Annotated in this window: 16 protein-coding genes; 13 read left to right on the plus strand and 3 right to left on the minus strand. The window is 37.4% G+C overall.

The features are described 5' to 3' along the window. Positions 1–33: 33 nt before the first annotated feature. The 6 genes from ACQ5J2_RS14500 (at position 34) to ACQ5J2_RS14525 (ending at position 8,963) form a co-directional block, all read left to right on the plus strand. Positions 34–459 (plus strand): hypothetical protein, encoded by a 426-nt coding sequence (locus ACQ5J2_RS14500; RefSeq protein ID WP_432671175.1) that lies wholly within the window; start codon positions 34–36, stop codon positions 457–459. Positions 460–613: 154 nt separating this feature from the next. Then, positions 614–1,696, plus strand: coding sequence for an efflux RND transporter periplasmic adaptor subunit (locus ACQ5J2_RS14505; RefSeq protein ID WP_432671176.1), 1,083 nt, complete (start codon positions 614–616; stop codon positions 1,694–1,696). Between the two features lie 23 nt (positions 1,697–1,719). Further along, positions 1,720–4,962 carry an efflux RND transporter permease subunit gene (locus ACQ5J2_RS14510; protein WP_432671177.1) on the plus strand — a complete coding sequence of 1,081 codons (3,243 nt, stop codon included), beginning with the start codon at positions 1,720–1,722 and terminating at the stop codon, positions 4,960–4,962. Next, positions 4,955–6,406: a TolC family protein gene (locus ACQ5J2_RS14515; protein WP_432671178.1), complete on the plus strand. Its 1,452-nt coding sequence runs from the start codon at positions 4,955–4,957 to the stop codon at positions 6,404–6,406. The genes ACQ5J2_RS14510 and ACQ5J2_RS14515 overlap by 8 nt, the downstream gene beginning before the upstream one ends. Before the next feature lie 291 nt (positions 6,407–6,697). After that, a complete protein-coding gene (gene lpdA / locus ACQ5J2_RS14520) occupies positions 6,698–8,077 on the plus strand; it encodes a dihydrolipoyl dehydrogenase (RefSeq protein WP_432671179.1) in 1,380 nt (459 codons plus the stop codon). A 127-nt stretch (positions 8,078–8,204) separates the two neighbouring features. Next, complete coding sequence (locus tag ACQ5J2_RS14525; RefSeq protein WP_432671180.1) at positions 8,205–8,963, plus strand: alpha/beta hydrolase family protein; 759 nt, start codon at positions 8,205–8,207, stop codon at positions 8,961–8,963. Positions 8,964–9,296: 333 nt separating this feature from the next. Here ACQ5J2_RS14525 and ACQ5J2_RS14530 read toward each other — a convergent pair whose 3' ends face one another. The 3 genes from ACQ5J2_RS14530 to ACQ5J2_RS14540 all read right to left on the minus strand — a co-directional run bounded on the left by ACQ5J2_RS14530 (position 9,297) and on the right by ACQ5J2_RS14540 (position 14,726). Then, entirely contained in the window at positions 9,297–9,497 is a 201-nt protein-coding gene (locus ACQ5J2_RS14530) for a hypothetical protein (RefSeq protein ID WP_432671181.1), read from the minus strand. Between the two features lie 246 nt (positions 9,498–9,743). Next, positions 9,744–10,631, minus strand: a complete 888-nt coding sequence (locus ACQ5J2_RS14535; protein ID WP_432671182.1) for a L,D-transpeptidase — start codon at positions 10,629–10,631, stop codon at positions 9,744–9,746. Positions 10,632–10,925: 294 nt separating this feature from the next. Continuing rightward, positions 10,926–14,726, minus strand: coding sequence for a GEVED domain-containing protein (locus ACQ5J2_RS14540; protein WP_432671183.1), 3,801 nt, complete (start codon positions 14,724–14,726; stop codon positions 10,926–10,928). 898 nt (positions 14,727–15,624) lie between these two features. On the opposite strand from ACQ5J2_RS14540, the gene ACQ5J2_RS14545 reads away from it, so the two are divergent. The 7 genes from ACQ5J2_RS14545 to ACQ5J2_RS14575 all read left to right on the plus strand — a co-directional run bounded on the left by ACQ5J2_RS14545 (position 15,625) and on the right by ACQ5J2_RS14575 (position 20,764). After that, complete coding sequence (locus ACQ5J2_RS14545) at positions 15,625–16,119, plus strand: rhodanese-like domain-containing protein (protein ID WP_432671184.1); 495 nt, start codon at positions 15,625–15,627, stop codon at positions 16,117–16,119. After that, positions 16,109–16,696: a TIGR04282 family arsenosugar biosynthesis glycosyltransferase gene (locus ACQ5J2_RS14550; protein WP_432671185.1), complete on the plus strand. Its 588-nt coding sequence runs from the start codon at positions 16,109–16,111 to the stop codon at positions 16,694–16,696. Before ACQ5J2_RS14545 ends, ACQ5J2_RS14550 begins: the two co-directional genes overlap by 11 nt. A gap of 39 nt (positions 16,697–16,735) precedes the next feature. Beyond that, positions 16,736–17,548, plus strand: coding sequence for a hypothetical protein (locus ACQ5J2_RS14555; RefSeq protein ID WP_432671186.1), 813 nt, complete (start codon positions 16,736–16,738; stop codon positions 17,546–17,548). Between the two features lie 12 nt (positions 17,549–17,560). Then, entirely contained in the window at positions 17,561–18,433 is an 873-nt protein-coding gene (locus ACQ5J2_RS14560) for a sterol desaturase family protein (protein WP_432671187.1), read from the plus strand. Positions 18,434–18,495: 62 nt separating this feature from the next. Continuing rightward, complete coding sequence (locus ACQ5J2_RS14565; RefSeq protein ID WP_432671188.1) at positions 18,496–19,254, plus strand: DUF547 domain-containing protein; 759 nt, start codon at positions 18,496–18,498, stop codon at positions 19,252–19,254. Then, positions 19,247–19,939 carry a TIGR04283 family arsenosugar biosynthesis glycosyltransferase gene (locus tag ACQ5J2_RS14570; RefSeq protein WP_432671189.1) on the plus strand — a complete coding sequence of 231 codons (693 nt, stop codon included), beginning with the start codon at positions 19,247–19,249 and terminating at the stop codon, positions 19,937–19,939. The genes ACQ5J2_RS14565 and ACQ5J2_RS14570 overlap by 8 nt, the downstream gene beginning before the upstream one ends. A 69-nt stretch (positions 19,940–20,008) precedes the next feature. After that, entirely contained in the window at positions 20,009–20,764 is a 756-nt protein-coding gene (locus ACQ5J2_RS14575; protein ID WP_432671190.1) for a DUF6503 family protein, read from the plus strand. The last annotated feature ends 8 nt before the right edge of the window (positions 20,765–20,772 follow it).

Raw genomic sequence — 20,772 nt, forward strand, 5'->3', positions numbered from 1 at the left:
AAACTGATTGCAGTATATAGTTTTGCACTCTTTATGGAAAAACCGTTTAAACATATCGCATTTTTACTACTTGCAGTCTTTATTTGCTGCAACGCACTAGTTGCGAATGTTTCTACGCAAGCTATTTCACATACGCCCTTTCCTACCGTAGCTGCTCTTCATTCGAGCAGTTTACATTCTGCGTGTGATCAAGAAAGTGGCTACTTACAGCGTAATTTTTCAGAGAATCAATTTGATAAAAATGAATTCCTACCTGAAAATGATGAAGATGAAACGGAACATTTCGCCACTAAGAAATTTTCAGCTCAAAATGATGCAGCCTGTTTTTATCATAAACAGCAACTGCAATTGATTTTACCTTTAGCGAAAAGCTGTACTTCTTCCGCTTCCCACCCTCTATTTTTTCAATCAAAAACAGCTTCTTCGCTGTACCTTATTTTCGAGGTCTTTAGAATTTGATTGTTTGCTTTGCAGCCATTTTAAAGTATTAAAATGCACCTTATAAAGCGCATTATCTTCACGATAACTCTTTATATAGGCTAAATTTTCGTGTTGATTTTTAATCTACACTTGATAAAATCCAAAAATTTCGATTTAAAAAGCAAAAGCAATCATGAGAAAATTTTCAATTTTCATAGGTCTGTTGACCGTATCCTCTATTATTAGTTGTAACAAACACCAAGAAGAAAAAAAAGAAGAACGCATTTTTGAGGTATCTACTCCAATTGTAATGGATACTTTAATTACCAAAGAATATGTATGTCAAATTCACTCCATTCGCCATATTGAAGTGCGTTCCATGGAACGAGGCTATTTAGAACATATAGCTGTAGATGAAGGTCAAAAAGTTCAGAAAGGCCAAAACCTCTTCAAAATTATGGGTAATATCTATCAAGCTGAATTAGATAAAGCTAAGGCAGAAGAGGATGCTACTACCATTGAATACAAAAACACTAAACTATTGGCCGATAGTAAAGTCGTTTCGGAAAATGAATTGGCACTTTCAAAAGCGAAAGTCAACAAGGCAAAAGCCGAAGTATTATTGGCACAAACACATTTGGGTTTCACCACAATCAAAGCCCCTTTTAATGGCGTAGTGGATCATTTATTAGCACGAGAAGGAAGCATTTTAGAAGAAGGCGAATTACTTACCACCTTATCAGACAACAGTCAAATGTGGGTGTACTACAATGTTTCTGAAGCAGAATACCTTAATTATATGATGCTTGCTAAAAAAGGTGAAAAAGAAAAAGTGAAATTATTGATGGCCAACAGTCAGATTTTTGACCAAACCGGAACTGTGGAAACTATTGAAGGGGAATTTAATAACGAAACAGGAAATATCGCATTTAGGGCTTCGTTTCCCAATCCACAAAATATACTGCGTCACGGAGAAACGGGAACAATTTTGATGACGGTGCCGTTAAAAAATGTGATGATTATTCCACAAAAAGCGACTTTTGAGGTGCTTAACAAACGTTATGTGTTTGTAATTGACAGTAAAAATGTGGTACATCAAACAGAAATTACAGTAGGGGCTAGTTTACCTAACTTATTTGTCGTACAAAACGGTTTAAAGGCTGGTGATAAAATTTTACTAGAAGGAATTCGCTTGGTAAAAGACAAGGACATCATTAAATACAAACTCGAAGACCCTAAAAAAGTAATGGCGCGTTTAGATGTTTATGCTGAGTAAATTACCCTTTAAAAAAATAAATCATGTTTAAAAAATTTATAAAAAGACCCGTTTTAGCAATAGTTATTTCGGTCATAATCGTATTTATGGGGTTGTTGGCAATCAAGCAATTGCCTATTTCACAGTTTCCCGATATTGCCCCTACTACTGTTAATATTTTCATTGCTTATCCAGGTTCGAGTTCCGATGTACTTGTAAAATCTACTTTAATTCCACTTGAGACCGCCATTAATGGTGTGGAAGGCATGCGGTACATTGCTTCAGATGCTACGAGTGCGGGAGAAGGAACTTTACGTATCATTTTCGAACCAGGAACCGACCCTAATGACGCTGTGGTTAGGGTAAAAACTAGGGTCGATCAAGTGATGCCTTTGCTGCCTGATTTGGTTCAAAGAGAAGGAGTTGTAATCACTCCTGTTCAGCCAAGTATGCTAATGTACATCAACTTGTTTAGTAAAAACAAAAACAACGACGAAAAATTCTTGTACAATTACGCGTACACCAAAATGATTCCTGAAATTCAGCGTCTTAAAGGTGTAGCAAGTGCCCAGATTCTAGGAAGTAGAAAATATGCGATGCGGGTTTGGTTGAAACCAGATCGAATGAGAGCTTATAAAATCTCGGCCACCGAAGTCATGGAAGCCATGCAAGAGCAAAGTATCTTGGCACGTCCAGGTCGTTTAGGACAAAGTTCCGGTAAAAAGTCGCAATCTTTAGAATATGTGCTTACGTACCGCGACCGTTTTAGCGAACCGGATGAATATAAAAGCATCATTATCAAAGCAAACTCCGAAGGAGAAACCATTACTTTAGGCGACATTGCAGATGTAGAATTAGGGAGTGAATTTTATGATATTTATTCTAATTTAGATGGAAATCCATCCGCTTCCATCGTTTTAAAACAAACGTTTGGAAGTAACGGTAGCGATGTAATTAAAAAGGTGAAAGAAAAACTAGCCGACCTTGGTAAAGATTTGCCTCCAGGCGTAGAATATAAAGTGAGTTACGATGTTTCCAATTTCTTGGATGCTTCGATTGAGCAAGTACTGCATACGTTACGAGATGCTTTTATCTTAGTAGCTATTGTTGTATTCTTATTTTTGGGCGACTGGCGCTCGACTTTAATTCCGATTATTGCCGTTCCTGTTTCGTTAATTGGTTCCTTTTTCATCATGCAAATGTTTGGACTTTCTATCAATTTAATTACCCTATTCGCGCTGGTATTGGCTATTGGTATTGTGGTTGATAATGCCATTGTCGTCGTCGAGGCAGTCCACGTCAAGATGCACGAGGAACACCTCTCCCCTTTCAAAGCTTCTCAAGAAGTCCTTGGTGAAATTGGTGGAGCCATTATCGCAATAACTTTGGTGATGGTTTCTGTTTTCATTCCTATTTCGTTCATGTCGGGTCCGGTTGGTGTTTTCTACAGACAATTCTCTATCACAATGGCAGGTTCTATTATCATTTCTGCTGTAGTAGCTTTGACGCTTACACCTGTTTTATGTGCAATGTTGCTTCAAAATCCGCATGGAAAACCGCGTAAAAAAACGCCTATTAACCGATTTATTGATTGGTTCAACGGAAAATTCGACTTACTTACCAATCGCTATGTTGGGTTATTAAAATACATTGTCAACCGTCGAGTAATTACTTTTGGAATCTTAATTGCTTTTTGTGTCGGAACGTATATTACCAATGCCACTTTGCCTGCAGGATTCATCCCTAGTGAAGACCAAGGTATGATTTATGCCATTATTCAAACACCTCCAGGAGCTACTTTGGAAAGAACAAATGATGTAGCCAAAAGATTGCAAGCAGTTTGTGAAAAAGTAGAAGGAGTAGAATCGGTTTCGTCTCTTGCCGGATATGAAATCATGACGGAAGGACGTGGTTCTAATGCAGGGACTTGTTTGATTAACTTAAAATCATGGTCCGATAGAAAACATACGGTTCATGAAATCATGGAAGAATTGGAGGAAAAATCCAAAGACTTAGGAGCTGTAATTGAATATTTTGAACCACCTGCAGTACCTGGTTTTGGTTCATCTGGTGGTTTCTCCTTGCGTTTGTTAGACAAAACCAACGGAACAGATTACCATGAATTTGATAAAATCAACAATGATTTCCTTGCCGAGCTAGCCAAACGAAAAGAACTTTCGGGTGTTTTTACTTTTTATTCGGCCAATTATCCGCAGTACAAATTAGATATTGACAATAAAGCCGCTATGCAAAAAGGCGTTTCTATTGGAAGTGCCATGGAAAATTTAAACATTTTAATTGGTAGTACCTATGAACAAGGGTACATTAAATACGGTTATTTCTTTAAAGTATATACCCAAGCTGCTCCAGAATACCGCAAACTCCCTTCTGATTTAGAACAATTATTTGTAAAAAATGAAGCTGGAGAAATGGTTCCGTATTCTTCTTTCATGACCATGGAAAAAACCTTAGGTCCTAATGAAATTACGCGGTACAACTTATACAATTCGGCCTCTATTCGTGGACTTCCTGCTAAAGGTTTTACAAGTGCCGATGCGATTGAAGCGATTAAAGAGGTAGCCAAAGAGAAATTGCCTCATGGTTATGACATTGCATGGGAGGGTTTATCGTATGATGAAGCCAACCGAGGTAACGATGCGTTATATGTTTTTGGAATCGTGCTCATCTTTGTTTACTTCGTACTTGCTGCTCAATACGAAAGTTTCTTACTTCCGTTTGCAGTACTGCTTTCTTTACCTGTAGGCGTTTTTGGTTCCTTCTTGCTTTTGCAAGTCATGGGTCTGTCAAATGATGTGTATGCCCAAATTGGTGTCATTATGCTCGTTGGACTTTTAGGTAAGAATGCCGTTCTTATTGTGGAAGTCGCCGTTCAAAAACAAAATCAAGGCGCCACAATTTTAGAAGCCGCTATTGAAGGTGCTAAAATGCGTTTCCGTCCTATTTTGATGACGTCTTTTGCTTTTATTGCAGGATTAATTCCGCTGGTTATGGCTACTGGAGCAGGTGCTATTGGTAACCGTACTATTGGTGGTTCGGCACTTGGAGGTATGTTGATAGGAACTTTATTTGGTGTCATCCTCATTCCCGGACTCTATTATGTATTTGCTAAAATGTCTGAAGGTAAAAGTTTAATCAAAGATGAAAAATTTGAACCCGTTTCAGAAGAACTGATGCGAAAAAGTGATGGAGAAGGTTCGCTAAAAGCCAAACTTAAAGCAATGAATAAACAAATTAAACAATTACTGAAAAAAAATGAAAATGATTAAACCGATTTTCAATTATAAAATACCGCAGTCTGCACTTGCACTGTTGCTTGCGGTTTCCGTATTACAAAGTTGTGTTCCAACGCGGACCATTCGAAGTGAAAAAACAAATTTACCCGATACGTTTTCCAATGCAACTGCAACCGATACGAATAGCACTGCATTAATTCAATGGAAATCGTTCTTTAACGATGAGGACCTCACTACCTTAATTGACTCTGCTTTGGTGCACAACCAAGAGCTAAACATCATGTTGCAACAAGTAGACATGGCGCGAAATGAAATAAAAGCCAGAAAGGGTGAATACCTTCCTTTTCTAGGCATTCAAGCGGCAGGTGAAGTTGAAAAAGTGGGAAGATACACCAGCCAAGGTGCCAACGACGCTAATACCGAAATCAAGGACGGTAAAGAATTTCCAGAACCTTTGACGAATTACAAAGTAGGTGCTTTTGCAACTTGGGAATTAGATGTTTGGAAAAAATTACGAAATGCTAAGAAAGCAGCCGCCATGGAATACCTTTCTTCTGTGGAAGGAAAAAACTTTATGGTTACCAACTTGATTGCTGAAATTGCCAATTCGTATTATGAACTTCAAGCGTTAGACAGTAAACTTTCTATTTTAAAACAAAATTTACAACTTCAAAATACGGGGTTACGAACGATTCGCTTGCAGAAAGAAGCTGCAAAAGCTACCGAATTAGGTGTACAGCGTTTAGAAGCGGAAGTCTATAAAAATACGGGGGAATTGTATGCTGTTGAACAGGAAATTGTGGAGGTGCAAAACCAACTCAATTTTCTATTAGGTAGTATGCCGCAACCCATCGTTCGCAATTCCGATTCATTTATAGAAAAGAAAATCGACGACATCAATGTGGGTATTCCTTCGCAGTTGTTGGCAAATCGTCCAGACATCAGGCAAGCGGAATTTGAACTGCAAGCCCGTAAATTAGATACCAAGTCAGCTCGCGCTAATTTCTATCCCTCTTTTACGCTAAAAGCAGGATTAGGTTTAGAATCCTTTAATTTAAAATACATTACAGAGACTCCTGCTTCTGTAATGTATGGTTTAGCCGGCGATATGGTAGCACCGTTAATCAACAGAAACGCAATAAAAGCGACCTATTACAATGCAAATGACAAACAATTGCAAGCTATTTTTGACTATGAAAAAACCATCTTAAACGCACATATCGAAGTTTTAAATGGTATGTCTAAAATTGCAAATTTAGCTAAGAGCTACGACCAAAAGGAAAAACAAGTAGAAGCACTTACCAATTCTATTGCCATTACCAATAAACTGTTCCTGTCGGCTCGAGCTGATTATATGGAGGTTTTGCTAACGCAACGCGATGCACTAGAGTCCAAATTAGAATTGGTTGAAACCAAAAAAGAACAACTTTTGGCACACGTGAATTTATACAAATCACTTGGCGGTGGTTGGAAATAAATATTTGTTTATCAGTTTAATATTATGAATTGGTGAAAGTGGACAGTGGCTATTGCTCAGGAGTTGAGCAGTGGTCACTGTTTTATTTTTTCGTCGTGGATGTAGTATTGGAGGTGAGAAAAGGTCTGCAATTGAAATCTAAGGTGGATTTATAGTCACGTTTGTACTTATAGAGGCGTTAAATCGTTGTTAAATTGAATTTTAACTTATAAGCTCCGCTGCCAGTTTCGGTATATTTCATTAACTTGGAAAAGAAAATAATTGGGTATTGGCCCACTAAACCGACTAAAAATGGAACATTACGATGCAATAATTATTGGTGCGGGTCAGGCTGGCGTACCGTTAGCAAAAAAACTGGCTGAGCTTGGAAAAAAAACGGCTTTAATTGAAAAGCGATTTGTGGGTGGCACGTGCGTTAACGATGGCTGTACACCCACCAAGGCGATGGTTGCTTCAGCGAAAGCGGCTCATGATGCTAGACATGCGGCTGCACTCGGGATTGACGTGCAAAATGTGACTGTAGATTTAAAAAAGATAAAGGCACGTAAGGATGAAATTGTAAAGTCCTTTCGAAACGGATCCCAAAAAGGCATCGAAGAAACAAAAAATCTCACGCTTATTTTTGGCGAAGCACGTTTCACAGGACAGAAAACGCTCGTAGTCAAAAACAGTGATGGCGAAAAAACGTACAAGGCAGAGTTGATTTTTATTAATACGGGTGCCGCTGTTTCTATTCCGGATATAGCAGGTTTAGATGCAGTCGATTATTTAACGTCGACCACTATATTAGATTTGGAGCAGGTTCCCGAAAAGCTTTTAGTCATTGGAGGGAATTATATTGGTCTTGAATTCGGACAAATGTTTAGCCGATTTGGAAGTAAAGTAACTGTACTTGAACGTTCCTCTCGAATTATGGGACGAGAAGACGAAGATGTTTCTGCTGAAATGAGTGCTATACTAAAGGAAGAAGGCGTCGACATTCTGACCGATACGCAAATTATCAAGATAGATAAGAATGAGGACAATGTAACCGTGCATTATCAGGTGGGCGAAAATAAGCATCAAATTTCTGGCTCGCATGTGTTGATAGCCACGGGTCGGATTCCCCAAACGAAGCATTTGGGATTAGAAGCTGCTGGAATTGAGACCGATGATAAAAATTATATTGTTGTAAATGACACCCTTAAAACCAACATCGCTGGCATTTATGCTTTAGGAGATGTGAAAGGTGGTCCCGCATTCACCCACATTGCTTACAACGATTATACGATTGTGTACCGCAATTTATTTGAGAACAAAAATTTCAGTATTGCAGATAGACCCGTTCCTTATTGCATGTTTACCGATCCACAACTGGGACGAATTGGAGTTTCTGAAGCCGAAGCCAAGAAAAAGGGTTTGAATTACAAAGTGGCGAAACTACCTATGAGCCAAGTGGCGCGTGGCATAGAAACGGGAGAAACGCTCGGTTTTATGAAGGCGGTTGTGGATGTGAATTCAAAGAAAATTATTGGTGTTGCGATTTTGTCTAGTATTGGCGGCGAATTGATGTCGGTCTTGCAAATGGCAATGGACGGCGGCATTACCTATGATCAAATTCGTTATGGTGTTTATGCACATCCCACTTATTCTGAATCGTTCAACAATCTTTTTATGAAACTGGAGGAGTGATAGGAAAGACTGCATTCAGAACTACTGATTTCTAAAACTGACGACTGTTTCTTACAGTCTGGGAGTCATTTGTGAAAATGGCTTCAGCAGTAGTACTCTATTACATTCACCTTTTAAAAAACACCACATGATTGCACAAAAAATAAAATTCAAAAACGCGAAAGGCCAAGAATTAGCCGCTCGATTAGAACTTCCTGAACAGGGCGAACCAAAGGCTTTTGCTTTATTTGCCCATTGCTTTACTTGCAGTAAAAACTTGACAGCAGTTCGCAGCATTGGAAAAACATTAATAAGTAAAAACATTGCCGTTTTGATGTTTGACTTTACGGGTTTGGGTGATAGTGAAGGTGATTTTGAACACACTAATTTTTCTTCAAATATTGAAGACCTCTACAGTGCCGCCCAATTTTTGGAAGAAAATTATCGAGCACCTGCCTTACTAATAGGACACTCGCTCGGTGGCGCTGCGGTTATCTTTGCTTCGGCTAAAATTCCATCGGTAAAGGCTATTGCCACTATTGGAGCACCTTCAAATCCTGAACATGTTTCCCATCTTTTTAAAAATAGTTTTAATGAAATTAACACCTCTGGTAAAGCGATTGTTTCGATTGGCGGCAGAGATTTTACCATTCAAAAACAATTTTTAGACGATATTCAAGACCAAAACATCAAGCATAAATTAGACGAATTTAGAAATTCCATTCTCATCATGCATTCGCCACAGGATACCACCGTGGGTATTGAAAATGCCGCTGAAATATACAAGGCAGCACGACATCCAAAAAGTTTTATTTCTTTAAATGGTGCCGATCATTTACTTTCAGATAAAAAAGACTCTGAATATGTAGGCCACATTATTGCAACTTGGGCAGATCGCTATTTATAGTCTATTACGCTTGTAACCAAAAATACGTTGTCATAAGTGTTTAACCCTATCCGTTTGAGGAGCTGGATATATTAATATAACTGGGCGTTTAAATTAAGATAAAAGAACTCATTTAACATAGGACGAAGAGCGAAAAATTTAGGAAGCATTCTGATATACAATGTAGGACAATAGAGGGATTTAATCCTCCATCCACTACGTATAAAATGTCGCTTCACTTACACTTCATTTTTTATTTGCCTATTCACATTTAGAATCCTGTAGAAGGACGGATTTTAGTAATTATTTTATAAAATCAAAAAAAGCTACGAAAACGTAGCTTTTTTAATTTATTTATACCGCACTACCAGGAGCGGATGGAGCCGGTCCTCCTGCTGGATCTACTTCTCCCCAATCGTCCATTGTTGCTTCCTCGTCTTCACGTTCTTCTTCACGTTCTTTTCGATCTTCGTCGGATTGCGTGTTGAACATGAAGTTTGGTTGTGGGTCTTGTGCATTATCGTAAAAATCTGCCGGTTGATTTGTAGTTTTCATAGGTTTTTTATTTATAAATAATAAGTATAAAAATACAATTCTAAAACGTGTTTCATTTATGAGATTTGAATTGAATGTTGCAGGATTAATTCATTCCTTTTTATTTAAAAATTATTCGTGAAAACTGAATTAGGCTTATTGTACAACTAATTACGGTATTGCTGCATTAAAAACTACCACTTGCTTCAAAAAAGAATTTAGAGCCATTGTAATAGCATAAAATTCTAGTATAAAAACAGTTCCGATTTATTGATTAGCTGCAACCGCTTTTTCTGCATTTCTTTTTTGCTGCTCTTCTATAATTTTACTTTTATAAGGACTGACCACTTTTTGCAGTTCATCTGTAGTTATCGTAAGAGCCTTAGGATTGGTTACCAGTTGCAACCATGGTTTAGGAGCGTCAAAATTATACGTTCCAAAGATAATTGTGGGCGTTCCTTTTATTTTAACGGTTTCGCTATCTTCTAAAATCCATTGGTCTGCCCAATCGTATAAAATTTTAGCATCTTTTTCCTGAAGTCGCATGCAAGAATGCGATGCAGGGTAACCCGGTAAAGCGTATTCGTGCCATCCAATACCTTCTAAATTTTCGACGTTAAAATTCCACTTTAATTTCCATTCATCATCAAAGGTACTAATCGTTTCTTCTGCTTTCCAGTTGCTGAAAAACAACCCTGTAGGCGTTTGATGTGCTTTACTTCCCATATTTGTGGGACCTGTGTGTACTAAAGCACCCTTTTCGTAAGTGGCAAATGTTTGCGAAGGATAAGAAAAAAAGATGATTTTGTCCACTTCTTGCAATTCGGGAACTTGCAAGGGAAAAGATAAATAGTAGGCTACATCGCCAGAAAAATCAGTGGGAACAATAATGGAATCTAAGCTGGAAATGTGTTTGGCATCCGTTCTATTCACTGCCAAAACTAAATTCATTTTTTGAGCATCGTCTTTATTGACTGCTAGCCATTCTTTACCTTCCTTCAATGTAAAAGCGACCTCTTTTGGCGCGTTTCGAACAGGAAGTTGGATTTCTGTTGGTTTTTCTGTATCAACTGCATTTTTGGTTTCCGATGTATCTTTACAAGATAGTACCGTGAGAACTAAAAATGTTCCCCATAGCATTAACGACTTTTTCATATTTTTAGCATTTAATTAAAGAAAAGGCTTTTTACCTTTTCCTACTTAAAGTAAAAATACCGTAATTCTTGGCTTTAAGCCAAACTTTTATATCCATTTTAAGAAATCGCTTCTTATCAATTAGAGGTTAATTGACTAAAAAATTACTCAAAGTGACGCAGATACAATTTTTAGAAACAGTAACTAATTTTTTCATTTATAAAAACCCTCTAACTATACTACCCTGATTTAATTTCTTAGTACTAACAAAAAAAGCCACCCGAAGGTGGCTCTCTTATTTCAATAAATAGAAATTTATTCTTTAATCACTTTGATTGTCTTCACTGTATCTGCTGATTTTACTTTTACCAAGTACGTTCCAGTAGGCAATTGCGACATGTCCACTTGACCTTTGTTTGCATTCATGTTCATGAATAAAACTTGCTGTCCTAGTAAATTGTAAACGGCAACATTTGAAATGTCTTGTGTAGCGTTTACATTCAATAGATTCTTTACTGGGTTTGGATAAACACGGTACACATTTTGATCAAATTGACCAGCAGAAAGCGGATCTTGAACAACTACTTTAAAATCAAGAGTTACGCCATACGCGTCATTGTAGCAAGCATTTGGTTCTTCTTGTCCACTATCAGCACTACCGATTCGCATTCTATGTGTTCCAAGCGCGGCATCTGCTGGTAAGGTGAAGGACAAAATTAAGTCGGTTGGGTCAGCATTAGTAGACATTCCTGATTGAAACAACTCTGAAGTCTCAAAGATGTAATTGTCATTTAAGTCGATCCAAACATGGGTATCATACGTATAACCTGTGGCAAATGTAAGTTGCACATTTACGGCAGCACCTTGTGATAAGGTAACATCTTGATCACTTGAAAAGTCAGTATAGCTGTCGGCAGTACTTATAAAATCAAAATCATTGATAGAAACGGCACCAATTCCATCCCCATCAATAGATGATGGAACAGATAGACAATGACAGCCATCAGCATAAGTAGTAAAACTTCCTTCAACACACCCTATTGCTGGTCCAAAAGAGTTTCCTGCAACTAGTGTATAAAAATAAGTAGTACCATAATCACCTACATAAGTATAAGAAGTTACGTTACCTATGTTTACAGCTGTACCTGCACCTGATGTAGTTCCTATAGCAAATGTATAAAAATCGGCACCAGGAACTGCTGTCCAAGTAAATGTCGATGGATAATTTCCGCAATTTGCATCAAGGGCTACTTCCAAATCAGAAATACATCCTGGTGCTACTGTAGGAATAGGTTCCCATATAAAATCATCTACATAAGCTGTAGAATACGTGTCTGCTGCAACAAATTGTATAGCAACATGCATTGCTGCCGTTGTTTGTATAAAAGGGACAATATACTCGGTATCAACATCCGTTAGGACAATCGTTTGTACCGAAGTAAAAGTACTGCTATCGTTGGTATCTGAAATGGTTCCTACTAGTAAAGTGCCTTCTGAATAAGAGGATGCTTTAAATTTGACACGGTGATCGCCCAAAGGTAAAGCGGTTAAACTTGGTGTAATTATTAACAGTTCGGCATCTATATCGCCTGAATTATACATTCTAAGTGTTTCATCAAAGGAAGAAACGCTAATGTCTGCATACTCATTGGTACTATTTATAATGGTGTACCAACATTCTGGAGCTTGAATTGATTCCGGTGTTATAAAGTTTTCAGTAAAATCACCAAAAGCTTCGCAAGCCGTTCTAAAGTTAAAAGGACCAATCCAGGGACTGGTACCCTCCACGCCACAACTCGATTGCAAGTAGTAGCTGTAATTCAATTGTCCTTCTAATTGTGTCAACACTGTAGAATTGCCAGTTATTCCTGAAACTAATGTTCCTAATCCTAGGGCAAATGGGGCATAACTATATTCAATATTAAACAAGGCCGCGCCAGAAACCCAATTTACTTGTGCAGTAGTAGCAGTAATTGCTGTCACTGATGTACTTGATGGTGGCAAGCAGGCAGGTGCTTCTAAAACATTGATTAGAAAGTCCATAGTTACACCTCCATAATCGCTAAAACAAGGATTAGGGGTTTCTTGCCCGTATGCAGCAGAACCTATTCGCATACGGTGTGATCCTAAAGTAGCTGTTAGTGAAGTAAGAAAAGAAGCATTCAAAATAGCTGGATTTGTGTTTCCTGTAAGCCCAGAAAATACCAACTCACTCGTTTCAAAAGTATAGTTATCATTGTAGTCAATCCATACGTTAGCCGTATAAGGAAAACCGGTAGCGAATGTAATATTCAAAGAATTAATGACACCACGTGAAATTTCCACCATTCCGTCCTCAGAAAAATCATAATAAGAAATCGGATCGTGCATAAATTCAGATTCGTTCAATTGAACCAGTGTAATTCCTGCACCATCATAACTTTCTGGAACAGACTCACAATAACAACCATCATCGTAGGTGGTAAAATTATCTTCAAAACAAGCTACTGCTGTACCTAAGGCATTATAAGGGGTAACTGAATAGTAGTATGTAGTACTTGGGTCACCGCTAAAAGAATAGATCAGGTTGCTGTTTAAATCTAAGTTATCTACCACTAAGTCCGCTCCATTCATAGAGGTACCAATGGAAACTTTATAACCATCAGCTCCAGGAACTGCCGACCATTCAAACAAACTTGGGAAATTCCCACATCCTTCATCAGCCGTTACATTTAAGTCCGTAACACATCCAGGTACCAGTGTAGGAATTGGTTCCCATACCACATCATCAATAAACACATAGGTATATGTTTCACCACCTCCATGCTTGAAAGCAATAAAATTATCCGTTGTACTGTTATTGAAGGTATAATTATAAGTGGTATAATCATTATTTAAGGTATACGTATTTAATGCTGTAAAAGAAGAAGCATCGGTAGGATCAGACATCGTTCCCATTACCATCGTATACCCTCCTGGAGCTTTAGCTTTAAATTTCACACGGTGCGTATTCGCTCCTATGCTTGTCAATCCTGGAGTAATTAAATACAAAGGTGCAGCAGCATCGCCAGAGTTATACATTTCAATACAATTAGCACCTGAAGCACTATTATAATCTACCGTCTGTATGTAAGCATTTTCATTTGAACTTAAATTAAGTGCCGTCCAGCAATTAGGAACCAATTCCAGTGCAGTGGTATCAAAATCCTCAACAAAGTCCCCTGCAAACACACAAAGCGTACTAAAGCTTGAAGAAGATACCCATCCACTATTCAATATGTCAGAACAAACTGCTCTAACAAAAGTACGATAAGAAGTATTAGGTGTTAAATCCGTTCTGGTATAACTTGCTGTTGATACAGCCACTCCTGATACCGTAGCTGAAGGAGCGTCTAAATAAGATTCTTGCATGATAACTTGCCAGTTGGTCTGACCCGTAGCGGCATTCCATGTCGCAGTCGAATTACTTACCGTTACATTCGAATGAACAACTGCCGTAGGATTCGGGCAAGCTTGTTGAATACCGCCCAATATAATATTAGGTACAAACGTAGACCGACCTCTTTCGACATATGCAAAATCACCATCCCCGTCATTAGCAGGATTAAGGGGATCTAAATTAGTATCATCAGAAAAAGCAAAAATAGTACGTTCATCCGTTACATTGGTGTTATAAAAGTCATCTTCATAATCGTCATAATCATCTGTATTTTCATCAACAGCGATAACCAAATTAGAAACACCATCATAAGCAAATCCAATAGGCAATGTAATTGTAACCCATCCAGGTGCACCCGTAGCAGATAATGTTCCAGCATACACCTGAGTCATGTCCGCGACAGCAACAAAGTCAACATCATCAATAAAGGCCGTTTTATCGGTTAGTCCAAAATAAACCACAACATTGGCATTATTAGTCAAAGTCGAGGTACCAGAAAAATACCATTGCAGTGAAGTAATACTGCCGTTTGCATTAATCTCTGATGCAAGATAAATAGACTGAGAATAGGAATAGCCATAAAAAGGCTCAATAGGTGCGTGTTGTTCCTGATTAGTACCTTCGCCGACGTAAACTTGAGCATAGCCTAATCCAATACCCAACAGAAAGAGCAGTAAGCTTAAAGTAATTTTTTTCATTTAATGAAATTTTGGTTAATAATTCCTAAAAATAGATAAAATTATTCAATTATATATTCTGTACTATTTTTTAAACAAATAAACTATATGTGGTGAAAAAATGAATGTTTTCGATAAAAAATACTGACTATAAGCTATTTCACTAATTAAATATATTTTTTAAGCATAGAATAAAAATTCATAACATTTTGTTTAATGAGAATTTATTTAAGGAAAATAAAAATTTAGTTAGGTATGAAGGGGTGTTTAAACTATAATTACCTCCCTGATCATTACAGCCACTAGGTGCGATTCACATTTAATTTTTTTTATAGGTTAAGGCTTTGGGTGAAATTGGTTTTTGATTTTAATTTTTAATTCGTTTCACTGATTTCAGATAGAGAATCGTATCGAGAATAAAAATAATTTCGTTAAAAACGGTTATGGATACTGTTTTAATTTTAGTGTTTCGCATAAAAAACACGTATTTTGACAGTGGGTTCTTGATACATTTTTTGTTCCGTCTTTCTGCAGAAAAAACATTCGAACTAACGGGGACGATACATTTTTTGTTTCGTTCCATTTTAATAAACACTGAGACCCTGCTATTGTTTAAATTCTATTCGAAAATCAATTCTGACTCCTCTATTAATTCAATCGCAGGAAACCCATTCAAAAAAAACCTCTATATATAACCCACAACTGATCATCTAACGCAGATAGCGCAATTGAAAATGCTCTTCTACTTTGAATTGCTACTTGTTTTTTTATTAAATAATAATACTTAACTTACACGATAGGAATTATTTGGTACATTTAGTAATCAAAATGATTCTTACATTACTTTTAATTTGTCAGGAAATGACCTTTTGTTCGTCCAATACTTGAGATTTACTATTTGTCCAATACTTATATGTTTATGAAACACTTATTTATTTTAGCCTTCTTTTTGATTGCAGCACCCGCTTTTTCTCAGAAAAGTATTGCAACTGTTTTGAAAAAATTGAATAAAGAAACCGTTCCTTATATTAAGGTGGATGCCATTGACCCTAAAGTGAATTATACCTTTTTGGATGCAAGAGCAATCAAGGAATATGAGGTAAGTCACCTTGAAAAGTCTGTTTTTGTTGACTTTGATACTTTTGACCGCACTAACCTTTCTGCTCTTTTGCCTGATAAAAACAGCGTGATTGTAGTGTACTGTTCGGTGGGCGTTCGAAGTGAAATTATTGGTGAAAAATTATTGAAATTGGGTTATAAGAAAGTGTATAATTTATACGGCGGTATTTTCGAATGGAAAAATAAGGGTCGTAAAGTGGTAAACATGCAAGGCATTGCCACCGATAGTGTGCATACCTATAATAGCGAATGGAGCCAGTATTTACAAAAAGGAACAAAGGTTTATGAAGACTAACGCCTTACTTATTTTTACTAGAAACCCTGAATTGGGCAAAGTAAAAACCCGTTTAGCCGCTACAATTGGCCCAGAAAAAGCTTTGAAGGTGTATCAAGATTTGCTTTTGCATACCCGAAATGAGACCCAATCGATTGACTGTGATAAGTTTGTTTTTTACGACACCTATATTCCAAAAGAAGATATTTGGTTGGATACTATTTACCACAAGCAACTGCAGTCGGAGGGTGATTTAGGGCAACGGATGCAGCATGCTTTTGAAGTTCTTTTTGAGATGGGTTATAGCAATTGCATTATCGTAGGCAGTGATTTATTTGAACTAAAAACGGCTCTTATTGAAAATGCTTTTGAAAACCTGGATGCCTATGACTCGGTAATTGGACCCGCAATAGACGGGGGCTATTATCTTTTAGGGCTAAAAGAAAGTAAACCTGCTTTGTTCCATAATAAGGATTGGGGAACCAGTACCGTTTATGTAGCTACTTTAAAAGATTTAGAAACTGAAAAAACATTTGTAATGCCTGCTTTGAATGACATTGACACATTTGAAGATTTAGAAAAGAGTGGTTATATTTGATAGGTTGTGGGTTGTGGGTTGTGAAAATATAAATAAATTATGAGGAAATTAATTACATTGGTGTTATTATTAAGTATTTCGTTCAGCTATGCTCAAAGTCCATGGACAAGGGCGAAGGGGAAAACGTTTTTGCAGGTAGGTGCTACGGGATTGTTTTATGATTCGTATGAATTTGATGGAAAAAAAGTGGAGAATGCAGGTGACTTTACCGATATAACCACTCAAATTTATGGCGAATATGGAATTACTAATCAGTTGGAAGCATTGGTCATTGTTCCTTTTAAAATGGTTTCCGTCGAAAATGCTTTAGTTCCTTCAAGTAGTCTGACTGGTTTTGGAAATGTGTCTTTGGGATTGAAATACAAACTTTCTGATCAACGCTGGAAAGTGAGTTCAGGAATTATTTATACTGCTAACACCATCAAAAAAGATGCTGCAAGTGGATTGTCAACCGGATTTAATGCCACCACGTTTTTACCCTACCTTGCTGTGGGTTCGAGTCATGACAAGTGGTATTATTATGGGAACGTGGGTTACGGGTTGATGACTAATGATTATTCCGATTATTTGAAACTGACTTTCGAAGTGGGTTATGAAGTGATTGAGCAAGGACATCTTATTTTTGTTTTGGATACCCGAAATGTTGTTTCTAAAGAGGATGCTTATTATACGGATGCTGCACAATGGCCTTCTTATTTGGACAGGCAGACCTTTAATGCATTGGGTATAAAGGCCAACTATGAATTTAAAAAAGAGGCGTACGGTGTTAACCTTGCTGCTTTTGGTGCAACAGGTATTGACAATGCTCCGCTAGCTCCTACTTTTAACATTGGGATTTACACAAAATTTTAAAACAATTTGAATTTGGAAACTTATATTGATCTGCTGCTCAATTCCTATAGCGGCTATTTTAATTATCTAAAAAATGAAATCTTGTACTGGAAATGGGACAACTATTTTTACGGTCTGATTGCTATTTCTTTGGTGGTGTGGTTGCTTGAAATGTTGTTTCCTTGGCGAAAGCAACAAGCTGTTTTTCGTAAAGATTTTTGGTTGGATTTGTTCTACCTGTTCTTCAATTTTTTTCTGTTAAATTTGATTTTGCTGATTGCATTGTCCTCCGTGACCGAACAACTTTTAAATGACTTTGTAGGTGTTTTTGGTTTTGAACTGGCTTCGATACAGTTGTTTTCCATTTCCGAATTGCCTAAACCTGTCGCTTTACTCTTATTTTTTCTCATCAGTGATTTCCTGCAATGGAATGTACACCGGTTGCTGCATACCATTCCATTTTTATGGAAAATTCACAAAACGCACCACAGTGTCAAAGAAATGGCTTTTGCAGCTCATTTCAGGTACAATTGGATGGAGCCTATTGTGTACAAATCATTGCTGTACCTTCCCGTTATTTTGATTGGAGGCGTTGATTTGGCAGATGTTTTTATCGTACACTTTATCACCATTGCGATTGGCCATTTGAACCATGCTAACATCGGGTGGGATTACGGTTATTTAAAATACATTTTGAACAATCCCAAAATGCACATTTGGCACCACAGTAAAAAGATGCCTAACAAGTATGGGGTTAATTTTGGTATATCCTTGAGCTTGTGGGATTATCTTTTTAAAACCAATTATATTCCATTCGACGGTCGGGATATAGAGTTGGGGTTTCATGATGATGAACAGTTTCCAACTGATTTTTTAGACCAAGAATTGTATCCATTGAAAAAATAAATTCTTTTTTTGTCAGGAAGTGGAGTGGTTAGCGTCTCTACTTATATCTAAGATCGATTATTATGAAAAAATATATTTTAAGCCTGTTTTTATTGCCTTTGCTTTCTTGTGGAAATAACACCAAGTCTGCTGAAATACCTGTGGAAGCTTATGCGGTACAGGCAGATGTGGCAACAGCTCCCATGCAACACGACAAGTGGAATACCTTGTTGCAAAAGCATGTAAGCTGTTCAGGTGCTGTAAATTATATAGGTTTTCAAAAAGACAGCAAGCAATTGCAAGTATACCTTGATGAATTGGCTGCCAACGTACCCACTACTTCATGGTCTAAGAACGAAGTGCTTGCCTACTGGATTAATGCTTATAATGCGTATACGGTGCGATTGATTTTAAATCATTATCCGACCAAAAGCATCAAAGACATCAAAGATCCTTGGGGAAAAAAGTTTTTTACTTTGGGTACTAAAAAATACAGTTTAGAAGAAATTGAGCATGAAATTCTCCGTAAAATGAACGAACCTCGGATTCATTTTGCCATTAATTGTGCTTCCTTTTCTTGTCCCAATTTATTAAACGAAGCCTATACCGGAGCAAAATTAGAAAAGCAATTGGATGCAGCGGCAAAAAGTTTTATTAACGATGCTACCAAAAACACCATCAGCAGTTCGAAGGTTGAAATATCTAAAATATTTGACTGGTTTGGAGGTGATTTCAAAGAAAAAGGTTCAATCATCGATTATTTAAATAAATACAGCACGGTTAAAATCAGCCCTAAAGCAAAAGTAAGTTACAAAGACTACAACTGGAGTTTAAATGATTAAAGTTTCGGTAATCGTGCCTGTTTTTAATGAGGCACTTCACGTTTCCAAACTGCTTTCGCATTTACGTAAAGTCGCCCACTCACCTGAAGAAGTAGAAATAATTGTGGTGGATGGCGGAAGTACGGATGGAACCTTGAATGTTCTTAGTGCTTTTCCTATGATTCATGTGGTCGGTTCAGAAAAAGGCAGAGCAAAACAGATGAATACAGGTGCTCAAACAGCACAAGGTCGTATTCTTTATTTTTTGCACTGTGATACGTTGCCTCCGTTGCATTTTGACCAATTGCTTGTTGAAGCGGTTCATAAGGGTCATTTGGCAGGCTGTTTTCGAATGAAATTTGACTATTGGCATCCGGTATTGTTGGTTTCGCAATGGTTTACCCGCTTCAATCATATTTCTTGCCGAGGAGGAGATCAGTCGTTATTTGTCTCCAAAGCCTTATTTAAAGAAATTAAAGGTTTTGACGAACGTTTTCGCATTTATGAAGACAACGAGATTATTTCTAGACTCTATGTTCAAAAGCAGTTCGTAGTACTTCCGGCGACGGTCGTTACTTCTGCTCGAAAATATTTACAAAATGGCGTGTGGCGTTTGCAGTACCATTTTAGCATTATTCACCTCAAACGTCGGTTAGGTCATTCTACAGAAAGTATGTTGGCTTACTACCGTAAAAAAATCCAGTAATTTCCTTAATGAGAGGAAACAATTAAGTTTATTATTTACCTCAATTATATTAATTTAAACACATTTAACATGAAAAAAATTGCATTAGCCTTTAGCGTACTTATTCTTACTCTCGTAGGATGTAAAACAGAAGAAAAAGAATTGGGCTTTACAGAGAAAGTTGAAAAAGCACACCATTTGGAAGCATTTGCCGCTAAAGAGGCAATACAATTTGATTTTAACTTGGTATTTGGAGGCAAAGAACGAATGGATGCCAAATTAACTTTGCTAACCAACTCTACAAAAAGTGTTATTGAATTTAAAGACGGTACCAAAATAATTGCGGATGGAAGCAAGGTGTATTATTCGCCAACGTTAGCCAATGAAGAAGCGGTTCGTTTTGATGCTTATACGTGGAGCTATTTCTTTTTATTTCCTTATAAATTAAGCGATCCCGGAACGATTTGGAATCCGTATACCAGTACAGAAAAAGACCAAGCCAATTATTTGACAGAAAAGCTAACATTCAGTTCGGGAACAGGTGACGCACCGGATGATTGGTATGTGGTCTATGCCGATGCAAAAACGCATCTATTAGAAAAAGCAGCTTATATTGTAACCGTTCGAGGTGATATTGAAAAAGCAAATGAAAATCCGCATGCCATTCAGTATTTGAATTACAAGGAGGTGGAAGGAATTCCTATTGCTACCCAATGGGCATTTTGGGGATGGAAAGAAGGAACAGGTTTAACAGAACAAATCGGAAAGGGTTCGTTGAGTACTATTCAATTCGTTACTGTTAATGCAGACACTTTTACGCCAGGAGCGGATTTTAAAACTAAATAAAACAGTAC

Source organism: Flavobacterium sp. SM2513, from assembly GCF_050908145.1.
Lineage (GTDB): Bacteria > Bacteroidota > Bacteroidia > Flavobacteriales > Flavobacteriaceae > Flavobacterium.

What these genes read in the sequence shown, in the direction of transcription:
- ACQ5J2_RS14545 (WP_432671184.1), top strand. Translation starts at nt 15,625, where the DNA reads ATGAAACACTTATTTATTTTAGCCTTCTTTTTGATTGCAGCACCCGCT.
- ACQ5J2_RS14555 (WP_432671186.1), top strand. Translation starts at nt 16,736, where the DNA reads ATGAGGAAATTAATTACATTGGTGTTATTATTAAGTATTTCGTTCAGC.
- ACQ5J2_RS14525 (WP_432671180.1), top strand. Translation starts at nt 8,205, where the DNA reads ATGATTGCACAAAAAATAAAATTCAAAAACGCGAAAGGCCAAGAATTA.
- ACQ5J2_RS14530 (WP_432671181.1), bottom strand. Translation starts at nt 9,497, where the DNA reads ATGAAAACTACAAATCAACCGGCAGATTTTTACGATAATGCACAAGAC.
- ACQ5J2_RS14535 (WP_432671182.1), bottom strand. Translation starts at nt 10,631, where the DNA reads ATGAAAAAGTCGTTAATGCTATGGGGAACATTTTTAGTTCTCACGGTA.
- ACQ5J2_RS14500 (WP_432671175.1), top strand. Translation starts at nt 34, where the DNA reads ATGGAAAAACCGTTTAAACATATCGCATTTTTACTACTTGCAGTCTTT.
- ACQ5J2_RS14570 (WP_432671189.1), top strand. Translation starts at nt 19,247, where the DNA reads ATGATTAAAGTTTCGGTAATCGTGCCTGTTTTTAATGAGGCACTTCAC.
- ACQ5J2_RS14575 (WP_432671190.1), top strand. Translation starts at nt 20,009, where the DNA reads ATGAAAAAAATTGCATTAGCCTTTAGCGTACTTATTCTTACTCTCGTA.
- lpdA (WP_432671179.1), top strand. Translation starts at nt 6,698, where the DNA reads ATGGAACATTACGATGCAATAATTATTGGTGCGGGTCAGGCTGGCGTA.
- ACQ5J2_RS14505 (WP_432671176.1), top strand. Translation starts at nt 614, where the DNA reads ATGAGAAAATTTTCAATTTTCATAGGTCTGTTGACCGTATCCTCTATT.
- ACQ5J2_RS14540 (WP_432671183.1), bottom strand. Translation starts at nt 14,726, where the DNA reads ATGAAAAAAATTACTTTAAGCTTACTGCTCTTTCTGTTGGGTATTGGA.
- ACQ5J2_RS14515 (WP_432671178.1), top strand. Translation starts at nt 4,955, where the DNA reads ATGATTAAACCGATTTTCAATTATAAAATACCGCAGTCTGCACTTGCA.
- ACQ5J2_RS14510 (WP_432671177.1), top strand. Translation starts at nt 1,720, where the DNA reads ATGTTTAAAAAATTTATAAAAAGACCCGTTTTAGCAATAGTTATTTCG.
- ACQ5J2_RS14565 (WP_432671188.1), top strand. Translation starts at nt 18,496, where the DNA reads ATGAAAAAATATATTTTAAGCCTGTTTTTATTGCCTTTGCTTTCTTGT.
- ACQ5J2_RS14550 (WP_432671185.1), top strand. Translation starts at nt 16,109, where the DNA reads ATGAAGACTAACGCCTTACTTATTTTTACTAGAAACCCTGAATTGGGC.